Here is a 12,699-nt window from a genome sequence, read left to right as displayed (position 1 = left end):
TCCTTATTTTTGTACAACGATATTTTCTTGTGATGGATCGACGTGTTGCATCTGCAACTTCTCCGTCGCGATCCGCTCAACCCGGCTGTGATCGCCGAGCGCGTTCTCTTCGAGGATCAGGTTTCGCCATTCAATATCCAGCGCGTCACGTTCCAGAACTAACTGCTCGCGCTGCGCGGTTAACAGACGGGTATGGTGCGCCGTCGTCACCACGGTAATCGCCGTAATGATGATGCAAATGAACAGACAGAGTGGCAGCTTCCCATACCGCAGAAGATCGTCCCCGATGACGCCAGGCAAGGCATGGCGCTCGTTGCTTCCTAACGATCCTTTAACTTTGCTTAAGGCTTCTGTCACTCTGCCGATCATGCGTTCGTCCTCTCTGCAATACGCAGAACTGAACTACGGGCCCGTGGATTCTCTGCCACCTCTTCTTCGCCCGGCATCAACTTGCCTAGTGCTCGTAACTCACGGCCGCCCAGTTTTTTGAGCTGCTCTTCGGTCATCGGTAACCCTGCCGGAACCTGCGGACCGCGGCTTTGTTCACGCATAAAGCGTTTCACAATACGGTCTTCCAGCGAATGGAAACTGATGATCGACAGCCGCCCGCCTGGGGCCAGCACGCTGAGCGAGCTTTTTAGCGCCTGCTCTATCTCCTCCAGTTCACTGTTCACCCAAATGCGCACCGCCTGGAAGGTACGGGTCGCGGGATGTTTGAATTTGTCCTTCACCGGCGTCGCCGCCGTCACCACTTCCGCCAGTTCTTTGGTGCGGGTCATAGGCTCGATGCGGTTACGCTCAACGATGGCGCGGGCGATTCGCTTCCCGAAACGCTCTTCGCCAAAGGTTTTAATCACCCAGGCGATATCGGCTTCGTCGGCAGTCTGCAGCCATTCAGCAGCTGACTGACCGCGGGTCGGATCCATGCGCATATCCAGCGGGCCATCGCGCATAAACGAGAAGCCGCGTTCCGCATCATCAAGTTGAGGTGAAGAGACACCAAGATCGAGAAGAATCCCGTCGATCTTGCCAGTTAGTCCGCGCTCACTTACATAGTCAGCCAGCGCAGAGAAAGGTCCGTGTACGATGGAAAAGCGGGGATCATCAATGGTTTTCGCCACCGCGATAGCCTGCGGATCGCGATCGATAGCCAGCAGCCGTCCTTCCGCCCCCAGTTGGGAAAGGATCAGACGCGAGTGTCCGCCGCGACCAAAGGTCCCATCAATGTAGATACCATCAGGACGAATATTCAGGCCATTAACGGCTTCATCCAGCAGTACCGTAGTGTGTTTAAAATTTTCCATCATCTTATAGAGACAAATCCTGCAGTCGCTCCGATAGCTCCCCGGTAGCGGACTGCTCAGCGTCGATATCTTCCTTGACCCGTTGATACCAGGTCGTTTCATCCCACAGTTCAAACTTATTGAACTGTCCGACCAGCATCACTTCTTTTGTCAGCCCGGCATGTTGCCGTAACACCGGAGCAATCAACAGACGTCCGGCATTATCCATCTGACATTCGCTGGCATGACCCAACAGCAGACGCTGTACGCGTCGCTCAACGGGATTCATGCTCGATAAACGCGACAATTTTTGCTCGATGATTTCCCATTCAGGCAAGGGGTAAAGCAGCAGGCACGGGTGATGAATGTCAATGGTACACACCAGTTGACCGGAAGCGTCTTCGATCAGCCCGTCGCGGTATCGCGTCGGTACGGCCAGACGGCCTTTGCTGTCGAGATTGACTAACGTTGCCCCACGGAACATGCCAGCCTCACCCCTTTTCGCCACTTTAACCCACAAATTCCCACCAGAAGGAGTTTACGGAGCGGAGGAAAAGCTTGTCAAGCCAGCACGAATACCAACGGAGCTCAAAAACCCATTATTTGCAGCCGATATTAGGCCTGATGAAATAATCATCAACAAACGAGGCAAATTAACGTTATGAATACGTGTAAGAAAACAACCAACAAATTCGTAACAGTAAAAAGCAACAAAATATCTTCGAAGGGAAAATATAAAGTGTCAGTTTGCGACGCGAGCGGCATTTTAGGCCATTATGATGTCCGTTAACAGTGCCTGTTGCTGTCGGAGAGGTGCGCTTGCTGCGGGTACAGAGCGAAACGAGTCTGATTACGGCGTGAAATGATTGTTAATTCAGCGATTAATTTAATGAATGTAACAAAATAATACAAATAAAGGCCGATTTATCTTTTTTATAGCTAGCGGGTGCCAGAAATCCCCAACTCCAGAATAAAACAAAATAATGCGTAAAGAATTTTAGGGATTTGTCTGAAAGCGATTCCATTTACTTTTTTAAGGTAAATTTGTTCAGATTATCGCCAGACGTTCTTCGTCTGGCGAGCAATACGTCATTATCCTTACTTTTGTTATAAGAATAATCCTGGATGCTGGTGACTCAGCGGCGGTTCAGGCTTCCCCGACGATACAGATTACGGCGAATACGGCTTAACCCCGGTTTCGGCTTACGCGGTTCATCGAGGCTAGCGAGGACAATCTCCAGCACGCGTTCGGCGACATCGCGATGGCGCTGGGCCACGGCCAGAACCGGACACTGCAGGAAATCCAGCAGCTCATTATCGCCAAAGGTCGCAATCGCCAGTTCCGATGGCAGTTTCCCTTCGCGACGTAAAGTCACGTCCATTACCCCCTGCAACAGCGGGAACGACGTTGTAAACAGCGCTTCCGGCATCGGGTGTGTCTCGAGCCATTTCTCGAACAGTTGTGCCGCCGCTTCGCGTTCAAAACTGTTGGCGTACAAATACTGGACTTCACGCGGATCGTCATTCCACGCGGTGCGGAAGCCCTGCTCACGCAGGAAGCTCACCGACAGCTCAGGTAACGCACCGAGATACAGGACGCTTTCACCTGGGAACTTACGCAGTTCAGCGGCAAGCATTTCCGCATCATCCTGATCGGCACCCACCACGCTGGTGAAGTGTTCACGATCGAGCGCACGGTCGAGGGCGACAATCGGGAAAGGGTCGTTAGCCCAGCGCTGATAGAACGGATGCTCTGGCGGGAGCGACGTCGAGACGATAATCGCATCCACCTGGCGCTGTAACAGATGCTCAATACAGCGCATTTCGTTGTCAGGCTGATCTTCCGAGCAGGCAATCAGCAGTTGGTAGCCACGCTGGCGCGCCTGACGCTCCAGGTAGTTAGCAATGCGGGTATAGCTGGTATTTTCCAGATCGGGAATAACCAGCCCAATAGAACGCGTGCGTCCTGCACGTAAGCCAGCAGCAACCGCATTCGGGTGATAGTTATGTTCACGAACGACGGCCATCACTTTTTCAACCGTTTTGTCGCTCACGCGGTACTGCTTCGCTTTACCGTTAATCACATAGCTAGCGGTGGTTCGCGAGACACCGGCCAGCCGGGCGATTTCATCCAGTTTCACAATTGCCCCTTGGGTAATAAGTACAGAACATAACCTTTCTTCAGCTATGGATTCATTTTGATAACATCTAAACGCAGAATAGTTAGCGCAGCAACCGGTTTTGTCTACAGTTCCTACCGATTTCGCAAAAAAATAACCCGACAAATTGTGTCGGGCTATTTTTACGTCAGTTTCAGGGACTCAACGCATTATTTTGTCGCCACGCGACAGCCCGACGACACCCGATCGTGCCACTTCAACGATGCGTGCTACATCGCGCAATGAAGCGAGGAAGGCATCCAGCTTGTCGCTGGTGCCCACCAGCTGAACGGTATAAATCGACGGAGTTACATCGATAATCTGCCCGCGGAAAATCTCCGTGTTGCGCTTCACCTCTTCCCGACCAAAACCGCTTGCCTGCACCTTCACCAGCATGATTTCACGCTCAACGTGTGAGTTCTGCCCGAGTTCGCTGACGCGAAGCACGTCCACCAGCTTATGCAACTGCTTTTCAATCTGCTCGATCGCTTTCTCGTCGCCGACGGTCTGAATGGTCATTCTGGAGAGTGTCGGATCGTCTGTCGGCGCCACCGTCAGGCTTTCAATGTTATATCCGCGCTGCGCAAAGAGCCCGATGACGCGCGACAAGGCGCCCGATTCGTTTTCCAGTAATACAGATAATATCCGGCGCATAATCAGGTTCTCTCCGTTTTGCTCAACCACATCTCATCCATGCCGCCGCCGCGGATATGCATGGGATACACATGCTCGCTGCCGTCTACCATCACATCCACGAAGACCAGACGGTTATTACGTACCTGCTCCAGCGCTTCGGCCAGCTTAGACTCCAGCTCCTGCGGTTCGCTGATTCGAATCCCCACATGGCCATAGGCTTCTGCAACCCGGACAAAATCCGGTAGCGATTCCATATAGGATTGTGAATGACGGCCGGAATAGATCATATCCTGCCACTGTTTCACCATCCCCAGATAGCGGTTGTTGAGGTTCAGCACCAGCACCGGCAGCTCGTACTGCAGCGCGGTAGACAGCTCCTGAATATTCATCTGAATGCTGCCATCGCCGGTCACGCAAACCACGGTCTCCGCCGGCAGAGCCATCTTAACGCCGAGGGCGGCGGGCAACCCGAAGCCCATCGTGCCAAGGCCGCCGGAGTTAATCCAACGTCGTGGTTTGTCGAACGGGTAATAAAGCGCAGCGAACATCTGATGCTGGCCCACATCGGACGCCACATAGGCATCGCCATTGGTCAGGCGCCAGATGGTCTCGATCACCGCCTGCGGTTTGATCTTGTCGCTTTGCGTGTCGTATTGCAGACAGTGACGCGCGCGCCATTGTTCGATCTGCTGCCACCAGTCGCGGATCTCATCCAGCGGCTGATGTGCCTCTTCTTGCTCAAGCAGTTCAAGCATTTGTTCCAGCACCAGACGCGCATCGCCGACGATCGGGACATCAGCCGGAACCGTTTTAGAGATCGAAGTAGGATCGATATCAATATGCAGCACCGTCGCATTCGGGCAGTACTTCGCCAGATTGTTGGTGGTGCGATCGTCAAAACGCACGCCGACGGCGAAAATCACGTCAGAATGATGCATCGTCATATTGGCTTCGTAAGTACCGTGCATCCCCAGCATGCCTAACGCCTGCGGATGGGTCGCCGGGAAAGCGCCCAGGCCCATCAGCGACGAGGCCACCGGCAGGTTCAGTTTTTCCACCAGGGTACGCAGCTGCGGCTCGCATTGGGCGTTAATCGCCCCGCCGCCGACATAAACAACCGGATGCTTCGCCGCGACCAGCGTCTGCAGGGCACGCTTGATTTGCCCTTTGTGACCACTGGTAGTCGGATTATAGGAACGCATGCTGACGCTGTCTGGCCACACGTACGGCAGTTTGTTTGCCGGGTTGAGGATATCTTTTGGTAAATCCACCACCACTGGACCCGGACGGCCGCTGGCCGCCAGCCAGAACGCTTTTTTCAGCACCCCGGGAATGTCTTCCGTCTGCTTAACCAGGAAGCTGTGCTTCACTACCGGTCGGGAGATACCGACCATGTCACACTCCTGGAAGGCATCATAACCAATCAGCGAGGTCGCCACCTGCCCGGAGAGGATCACCAGCGGGACGGAATCCATGTATGCCGTTGCAATGCCGGTAATGGCGTTGGTCGCACCCGGGCCTGACGTCACCAGGACGACGCCCACTTCACCGGTCGCACGAGCAAGGCCGTCCGCCATATGCACCGCCGCCTGCTCATGGCGAACCAGAATATGGTCGATACCGCCAAGGGTATGCAACGCATCATAGATATCGAGGACCGCGCCCCCGGGGTAACCGAATACTTGCTTGACGCCCTGATCGACAAGCGATTGGACGACCATCTCGGCTCCTGACAACATCTCCATGGTTTGCCTCCAGGCTTATTGTTTTTAACGACAGCAGAATTCAATTTCCGCGCGTTCGCACAAGGCCGGGAATCGTCGCCCGACATTGAGGTGAATGGACTGCGTGCCATTACCATAACTGCTCGCCAACGGGCAGGCAATTAGCTACCTCAGAGGCGCACAGGCCATCAAAAGCATAAAAGATAACAATTTGATATGAATCGTGGTTAAAAGCTTCGCAAACCAGAAACGCGTGTGGGCATTACTCGGATAAATAGTCTGTTGGCAGAAAATCATCCATTTTTCACCTGGCGTTCGGCAGACCCGCCGGCGGTAAACAGAATAATATTCTGCATTTTGTGGGATTATTCACACAAATCGAGAGCGCCGGCTCTCGTTTGCGTCACAAAACGGTTAGCGCTGACAAATACCCACCAGCAACTCTTCCATCCACTGATGTCCTTTATCTTTTCCGGCCGCATCATGCCAGGAAAGATAGCAAGTGCGGCTATTTACCTTCAGTGGTAACGGCAAAAGTTGTAGCCCCAGTTTATCTACGTACTCATTTGCCAGCCAACGCGGTGCAATCGCGACCATATTCGTTTGCGAAACCACATTTAATACGCTGACCATGGCATTTCCCTGATAAGCAATACGAGCCTGCTTATTGACGGAGCTATACCATGGCAGGCTAAATGAGGCAAAGCGATCTAAGGCAACCACCGCATGTTCTTCCTGATAAATATCCGTTTCAGAAAGTGGTCCGGAAATACGAGGGTGTTTATCGCTTGCAACTAATACCATTTCATCTTTAAATAGTGGCACGCAGGAAAACTCCGGGCGACGAAACTCCTCATAGCCGATAACAAATTCAATCTCCTGATAACGTAACTGGTGTTCCGTATTGGTATTCAGTGAAGCCTTAAAAATCAAATGAATATTCGGCGCCACAGCGTTCACTTTATTGACAATAACGGAGGTCAAATAGTTGTCCAGAGGACTACAGACACAGAGCGTAAATACCCGCTCGCTGCTGACCGGTTCAAAACCAGAACCCGGCAGCTCATTCTGTACCAGCTGCAATGCCTGACGTACTGAACCAAACAGCTGGAACGCGCGCGCCGTCGGCTGAATCCCCCGCCCGTAGCGCACAAACAGCTCATCGTTAAACATCACCTTCAGACGCGCAACCGCATTACTCACTGCGGGCTGTGACATGCCGAGTGATTGCGCCGCACGGGTAATATTTTGCTCCTGCATGACGGCATCAAAAACCGTCAGCAGATTAAGATCGACAGTTCTGAGCTGTGGCTTGACAATTTCCCCCTCGGAGGAGGATTTAGGTTCAGCAGTTTCAATAGTCATATCCAGGTCCACCATACGCGAAATTCCCTTTTCAAAAAACATGGCCAGTAATACTGTAAATATCATTTACCATACATATCTCATTTACAAAAGGGAGTGGATGCATTTTAGGAATATATCAAACGTTATAAGTAAGTGCAGATATGTAGCATAGTCATTATGTTGAAATACTTACAAAACATAAAATATATCAATTTCTTTATAAGATATAGTTTATCCATAAACCACGGAAATAAACAACACCAGCACCCGTTAACTTAAACTTAAGCATTATTAAAATACGCTGCCAGCGCTCGCTAAATATTAACATCTCAATATCATTGATCACTCATATAAACTCACGCAAACACATTAAAGAAATAAATAACTCCATGTGTTTCATCAAGATATCCTCAGAGCCAAAATATCAGCCGCTATGTTTAACATGATAATAAATTGCGACAATGATTTTGCATCACCCCACCAATACAACTTGCAGAAAAACTATCATCGGTCAAAAGGCCCTTTCATCAGCACAATTAGCTAATCACTTCCGAAGGCGAAAAGCGCTTTTTCCTGTCCAAGGGTTGACATCAAAAGACGTATCCAGTAACTCTAAGAGCATAACGATTTCATCTGGAGCATGACGCAATGATTCGCACTACTCGTTTCATCAGCCTACTACTACTAAACGCATCCACTATGCGCGGTAGGCTGTTGGGCGACGTTCAGCGTTAAGTCATCTTCCAGCAAGACTATAAAACCCGCGCCATTGCGCGGGTTTTTTTATGCTCGTCAGCAAGGCGCCCAGGACACCGATTAAGGATCTAAACCATGAGCCAGCAAGTCATTATTTTCGATACGACCTTACGTGACGGTGAGCAAGCGTTACAGGCCAGCCTGAGCGTGAAAGAGAAGCTGCAGATTGCCTTAGCCCTCGAGCGTATGGGCGTTGATGTGATGGAGGTCGGTTTCCCGGTTTCATCCCCTGGCGACTTCGAATCCGTACAAACTATCGCGCGCACCATCAAAAACAGCCGCGTTTGTGCCCTGGCGCGCTGTGTAGAGAAAGACATTGATGTCGCCGCAGAATCCTTAAAGGTTGCGGAAGCGTTTCGTATTCACACCTTTATTGCCACCTCACCGATGCATATCGCGACTAAGTTGCGCAGCACGCTGGATGAGGTCATTGAGCGCGCGGTCTATATGATCAAACGCGCACGCAATTATACCGACGATGTCGAGTTCTCCTGTGAAGATGCTGGCCGTACGCCGATTGCCGACCTGGCGCGCGTGGTCGAAGCCGCCATTAACGCCGGCGCGACGACAATCAACATCCCGGACACCGTCGGCTACACCATGCCGTTCGAGTTCTCCAACATCATCACCGGCCTGTACGACCACGTGCCAAATATCGACAAAGCCATTATCTCTGTTCACACCCATGACGATTTAGGTCTGGCCGTCGGCAATGCCATCGCTGCCGTCCACGCTGGCGCACGTCAGGTCGAAGGCGCTATGAACGGTATCGGCGAGCGTGCTGGTAACTGCTCGCTGGAAGAAGTGATCATGGCGATTAAAGTGCGTAAAGACATTATGGATGTCCGTACCCGCATTAATCACAACGAAATCTGGCGTACCAGCCAGACCGTCAGCCAGATTTGCAACATGCCGATTCCGGCCAACAAAGCCATTGTCGGCACCGGCGCCTTCGCACACTCCTCCGGTATCCACCAGGATGGCGTACTGAAGAACCGCGAAAACTACGAAATCATGACTCCGGAATCCATCGGCCTGAATCAGGTGCAGTTGAACCTGACCTCTCGCTCCGGCCGTGCGGCGGTTAAACACCGCATGGAAGAGATGGGCTACAAAGACAGCGACTACAACATGGATCACCTGTATGACGCGTTCCTGAAACTGGCGGACAAAAAAGGTCAGGTCTTCGACTACGACCTGGAAGCGCTGGCCTTCATTAACAAGCAGCAGGAAGAGCCAGAACATTTCCGCATGGACTACTTCAGCGTCCAGTCCGGCTCCAACGCTATCGCTACCGCTTCCGTCAAGCTGGTCTGCGGTGATGAAGTGAAAGCCGAAGCCGCCAACGGTAACGGCCCGGTCGACGCCGTGTATCAGGCCATCAACCGCGTCACCGGCTATGACATCGAACTGGTTAAATATGGCTTAAGCGCCAAAGGCCACGGTAAAGATGCGCTGGGTCAGGTCGACATCGTGGTGAACTACAACGGCCGCCGCTTCCATGGCGTCGGTCTGGCGACCGATATCGTTGAATCCTCCGCGAAGGCGATGATTCACGTTCTGAACAACATCTGGCGCGCCGCTGAAGTCGAAAAAGAATTGCAACGCAAAGCTCAAAATAACGAGAACAAGAAGGAAACTGTGTAATGTCGAAGAATTACCATATTGCTGTGTTGCCAGGTGATGGCATTGGCCCGGAAGTCATGAGCCAGGCGATGAAAGTACTGGAAGCTGTCCGTACCCGTTTTGATATGCGCATTACCACCAGCCAATATGATGTCGGTGGCGCCGCCATCGACCGTCAGGGCTCCCCACTGCCGCAGGCCACAGTGGAAGGCTGCGAGCAGGCCGATGCGATTCTGTTCGGTTCCGTCGGCGGCCCGAAGTGGGAACACCTGCCGCCAGACGGTCAGCCAGAGCGCGGTGCGCTGTTGCCGCTGCGTAAACATTTCAAACTGTTCAGCAACCTGCGTCCGGCGAAACTGTACCAGGGACTGGAAGAGTTTTGCCCGCTGCGCGCGGATATCGCCGCTAACGGCTTCGACATTCTGTGCGTCCGCGAACTGACCGGCGGCATCTATTTCGGCCAGCCGAAAGGTCGTGAAGGCAGCGGTCAGCATGAGAAAGCGTTTGATACCGAAGTCTATCATCGCTTCGAAATCGAGCGGATTGCGCACATCGCGTTCCAGTCCGCGCGCAAACGTCGTCATAAAGTGACTTCTATCGATAAAGCCAACGTGCTGCAGTCATCTATTCTGTGGCGCGAAGTGGTCAGCGAGATCGCAAAATCCTACCCGGACGTTGAGCTGTCGCACATGTACATCGACAACGCCACCATGCAGCTGATTAAGGATCCGTCCCAGTTTGACGTGCTGCTGTGTTCTAACCTGTTCGGCGACATCCTGTCTGACGAATGCGCGATGATCACCGGCTCGATGGGCATGCTGCCCTCCGCCAGCCTCAACGAACAAGGTTTTGGCCTGTATGAACCTGCAGGCGGATCCGCTCCGGATATCGCTGGCAAAAACATCGCCAACCCGATCGCACAGATCCTCTCCCTGGCGCTGCTGCTGCGCTATAGCCTGGATGCCGAAGCCGCAGCAACCGCTATCGAAAGTGCGATTAATCGCGCATTAGAAGAAGGTGTACGCACCGGCGATCTGGCGCGCGGCACGGCGGCCGTTGGTACCGATGAAATGGGCGATATCATTGCCCGCTATGTCGCTGAAGGGGTGTAATCATGGCGAAGACTTTATACGAAAAGTTGTTTGATGCTCACGTGGTTTATGAAGCACAAGACGAAACCCCGCTGCTGTACATCGACCGTCATCTGGTGCACGAAGTGACCTCCCCACAGGCCTTCGATGGCCTGCGCGCGCACAACCGTCCGGTACGTCAGCCGGGCAAAACCTTCGCCACCATGGATCACAACGTCTCCACCCAGACCAAAGACATCAATGCGTCAGGTGAAATGGCGCGAATTCAGATGCAGGAACTGATCAAGAACTGCAAAGAGTTCGGCGTGGAACTGTATGACCTGAACCACCCGTATCAGGGTATCGTCCACGTGATGGGCCCGGAGCAAGGGGTTACCCTGCCGGGGATGACCATCGTCTGCGGTGACTCCCATACCGCAACCCACGGCGCATTTGGCGCGCTGGCATTCGGTATCGGCACCTCGGAAGTTGAGCACGTGCTGGCGACGCAGACCCTGAAACAGGGCCGCGCCAAAACCATGAAAATTGCCGTTAATGGCAAAGCGGCACCGGGCATCACCGCCAAAGATATCGTGCTGGCGATCATCGGTAAAACCGGCAGCGCCGGCGGTACCGGTCACGTCGTAGAGTTCTGTGGTGAAGCCATTCGCGACCTGAGCATGGAAGGTCGTATGACCCTGTGCAATATGGCGATTGAGATGGGTGCTAAAGCGGGCCTCGTCGCGCCAGATGAAACCACCTTTAACTACGTCAAAGGCCGTCTGCATGCGCCGAAAGGCGAAGATTTTGACGCCGCGGTGAAATACTGGGAAACCCTGCAAACCGACGCTGACGCCACATTTGATACCGTGGTGACGCTGCAAGCTGAAGAAATTGCCCCGCAGGTGACCTGGGGAACCAACCCGGGCCAGGTGATTTCCGTCACCGATATGATCCCCGATCCGGCCTCGTTTGCCGATCCGGTCGAACGCGCCAGTGCGGAAAAAGCGCTGGCCTATATGGGCCTGAAGCCGGGTATCCCGTTAACCGACGTGGCTATCGATAAAGTGTTTATCGGCTCCTGCACCAACTCACGTATTGAAGATTTACGCGCCGCGGCAGAAATCGCTAAAGGGCGCAAAGTCGCACCGGGCGTACAGGCATTGGTAGTTCCAGGTTCTGGTCCGGTAAAAGCCCAGGCGGAAGCCGAAGGGCTGGATAAGATTTTTATCGACGCCGGCTTTGAATGGCGCCTGCCGGGCTGTTCCATGTGCCTGGCGATGAACAACGACCGTCTGAACCCGGGCGAGCGCTGCGCATCAACCAGCAACCGTAACTTTGAAGGCCGTCAGGGCCGCGGCGGACGTACCCACTTAGTCAGCCCGGCAATGGCCGCCGCTGCCGCCGTTACCGGCCACTTCGCCGACATTCGCGACATCAAATAAGGAAACCATCATGGCAGAGAAATTTACCCAACATACGGGCCTGGTGGTTCCGCTGGATGCCGCAAACGTCGATACCGATGCGATCATCCCCAAGCAGTTCCTGCAGAAAGTCACGCGTACCGGCTTTGGCGCACACCTGTTCAATGACTGGCGTTTTCTCGACGACCAGGGGCAGCAGCCTAACCCGGAATTTGTCCTGAACTTTCCGCAGTATAAAGGGGCATCGATTCTGCTGGCGCGGGAAAACTTCGGCTGCGGCTCATCCCGTGAGCATGCTCCCTGGGCATTGACGGACTACGGCTTTAAAGTGGTTATCGCCCCCAGCTTCGCCGATATCTTTTACGGTAACAGCTTCAACAACCAGCTGCTGCCGGTCACGCTGAGCGACGAGCAGGTCGATGAGCTGTTTACGCTGGTGCAGGCCAACCCTGGCATCAGCTTTGAGGTCGATCTGGAGTCCGAAGTGGTGAAAGCGGGTGATAAATCCTACCGCTTTAACATCGATACCTTCCGCCGCCACTGCATGCTCAACGGTCTCGATAGCATCGGCCTGACGCTGCAGCACGAAGCGGCCATTTCAGCCTACGAGAACAAGCTGCCGGCCTTTATGAACTAACCACGCCGCTGATTACCCTGCCCGGTCCTATGACCGG

At 53.4% G+C, this 12,699-nt stretch carries 12 protein-coding genes; 5 read left to right on the top strand and 7 right to left on the bottom strand.

What is annotated here, in order from left to right:
- Positions 1 to 3: 3 nt before the first annotated feature.
- The 7 genes from ftsL to leuO all read right to left on the bottom strand — a co-directional run bounded on the left by ftsL (position 4) and on the right by leuO (position 7,182).
- Positions 4 to 369: a cell division protein FtsL gene (gene ftsL, locus ACMYSO_RS17825; protein ID WP_123757505.1), complete on the bottom strand. Its 366-nt coding sequence runs from the start codon at positions 367 to 369 to the stop codon at positions 4 to 6.
- Positions 366 to 1,307, bottom strand: coding sequence for a 16S rRNA (cytosine(1402)-N(4))-methyltransferase RsmH (gene rsmH, locus ACMYSO_RS17820; protein WP_004857852.1), 942 nt, complete (start codon positions 1,305 to 1,307; stop codon positions 366 to 368). The genes ftsL and rsmH overlap by 4 nt, the downstream gene beginning before the upstream one ends.
- A 1-nt stretch (position 1,308) precedes the next feature.
- A complete protein-coding gene (mraZ, locus tag ACMYSO_RS17815) occupies positions 1,309 to 1,767 on the bottom strand; it encodes a division/cell wall cluster transcriptional repressor MraZ (RefSeq protein ID WP_123757506.1) in 459 nt (152 codons plus the stop codon).
- A gap of 652 nt (positions 1,768 to 2,419) precedes the next feature.
- Complete coding sequence (gene cra / locus ACMYSO_RS17810) at positions 2,420 to 3,424, bottom strand: catabolite repressor/activator (protein ID WP_123757507.1); 1,005 nt, start codon at positions 3,422 to 3,424, stop codon at positions 2,420 to 2,422.
- Positions 3,425 to 3,604: 180 nt separating this feature from the next.
- Positions 3,605 to 4,096: an acetolactate synthase small subunit gene (gene ilvN / locus ACMYSO_RS17805; protein WP_123757508.1), complete on the bottom strand. Its 492-nt coding sequence runs from the start codon at positions 4,094 to 4,096 to the stop codon at positions 3,605 to 3,607.
- Between the two features lie 2 nt (positions 4,097 to 4,098).
- Entirely contained in the window at positions 4,099 to 5,823 is a 1,725-nt protein-coding gene (gene ilvI, locus ACMYSO_RS17800; RefSeq protein ID WP_434586375.1) for an acetolactate synthase 3 large subunit, read from the bottom strand.
- 393 nt (positions 5,824 to 6,216) lie between these two features.
- Positions 6,217 to 7,182 carry a transcriptional regulator LeuO gene (leuO, locus tag ACMYSO_RS17795; protein ID WP_434670831.1) on the bottom strand — a complete coding sequence of 322 codons (966 nt, stop codon included), beginning with the start codon at positions 7,180 to 7,182 and terminating at the stop codon, positions 6,217 to 6,219.
- 615 nt (positions 7,183 to 7,797) lie between these two features.
- Between leuO and leuL the strand changes: the two genes are divergently transcribed.
- The 5 genes from leuL (at position 7,798) to leuD (ending at position 12,662) form a co-directional block, all read left to right on the top strand.
- Positions 7,798 to 7,884: a leu operon leader peptide gene (leuL, locus tag ACMYSO_RS17790; RefSeq protein WP_123757511.1), complete on the top strand. Its 87-nt coding sequence runs from the start codon at positions 7,798 to 7,800 to the stop codon at positions 7,882 to 7,884.
- A gap of 96 nt (positions 7,885 to 7,980) precedes the next feature.
- Positions 7,981 to 9,552 carry a 2-isopropylmalate synthase gene (leuA, locus tag ACMYSO_RS17785; protein WP_123757512.1) on the top strand — a complete coding sequence of 524 codons (1,572 nt, stop codon included), beginning with the start codon at positions 7,981 to 7,983 and terminating at the stop codon, positions 9,550 to 9,552.
- On the top strand, positions 9,552 to 10,643 hold the full coding sequence (gene leuB, locus ACMYSO_RS17780; protein WP_434666419.1) for a 3-isopropylmalate dehydrogenase: 1,092 nt from the start codon (positions 9,552 to 9,554) through the stop codon (positions 10,641 to 10,643). Before leuA ends, leuB begins: the two co-directional genes overlap by 1 nt.
- Before the next feature lie 2 nt (positions 10,644 to 10,645).
- On the top strand, positions 10,646 to 12,046 hold the full coding sequence (gene leuC / locus ACMYSO_RS17775) for a 3-isopropylmalate dehydratase large subunit (protein ID WP_434586379.1): 1,401 nt from the start codon (positions 10,646 to 10,648) through the stop codon (positions 12,044 to 12,046).
- Positions 12,047 to 12,056: 10 nt separating this feature from the next.
- Positions 12,057 to 12,662 carry a 3-isopropylmalate dehydratase small subunit gene (gene leuD / locus ACMYSO_RS17770; protein WP_434666417.1) on the top strand — a complete coding sequence of 202 codons (606 nt, stop codon included), beginning with the start codon at positions 12,057 to 12,059 and terminating at the stop codon, positions 12,660 to 12,662.
- Positions 12,663 to 12,699 lie beyond the last annotated feature (37 nt).

The sequence above is a fragment of the Klebsiella sp. B345 genome, from assembly GCF_051131735.1.
In the GTDB taxonomy this organism is placed as follows: domain Bacteria; phylum Pseudomonadota; class Gammaproteobacteria; order Enterobacterales; family Enterobacteriaceae; genus Klebsiella.
Note: the sequence above shows the minus strand (reverse complement) of the source record. Positions and strands in the feature narration are given on the sequence as shown.

What these genes read in the sequence shown, in the direction of transcription:
- ilvI (WP_434586375.1), bottom strand. Translation starts at nt 5,823, where the DNA reads ATGGAGATGTTGTCAGGAGCCGAGATGGTCGTCCAATCGCTTGTCGAT.
- ilvN (WP_123757508.1), bottom strand. Translation starts at nt 4,096, where the DNA reads ATGCGCCGGATATTATCTGTATTACTGGAAAACGAATCGGGCGCCTTG.
- leuC (WP_434586379.1), top strand. Translation starts at nt 10,646, where the DNA reads ATGGCGAAGACTTTATACGAAAAGTTGTTTGATGCTCACGTGGTTTAT.
- leuO (WP_434670831.1), bottom strand. Translation starts at nt 7,182, where the DNA reads ATGGTGGACCTGGATATGACTATTGAAACTGCTGAACCTAAATCCTCC.
- ftsL (WP_123757505.1), bottom strand. Translation starts at nt 369, where the DNA reads ATGATCGGCAGAGTGACAGAAGCCTTAAGCAAAGTTAAAGGATCGTTA.
- leuL (WP_123757511.1), top strand. Translation starts at nt 7,798, where the DNA reads ATGATTCGCACTACTCGTTTCATCAGCCTACTACTACTAAACGCATCC.
- mraZ (WP_123757506.1), bottom strand. Translation starts at nt 1,767, where the DNA reads ATGTTCCGTGGGGCAACGTTAGTCAATCTCGACAGCAAAGGCCGTCTG.
- leuD (WP_434666417.1), top strand. Translation starts at nt 12,057, where the DNA reads ATGGCAGAGAAATTTACCCAACATACGGGCCTGGTGGTTCCGCTGGAT.
- leuA (WP_123757512.1), top strand. Translation starts at nt 7,981, where the DNA reads ATGAGCCAGCAAGTCATTATTTTCGATACGACCTTACGTGACGGTGAG.
- leuB (WP_434666419.1), top strand. Translation starts at nt 9,552, where the DNA reads ATGTCGAAGAATTACCATATTGCTGTGTTGCCAGGTGATGGCATTGGC.
- rsmH (WP_004857852.1), bottom strand. Translation starts at nt 1,307, where the DNA reads ATGATGGAAAATTTTAAACACACTACGGTACTGCTGGATGAAGCCGTT.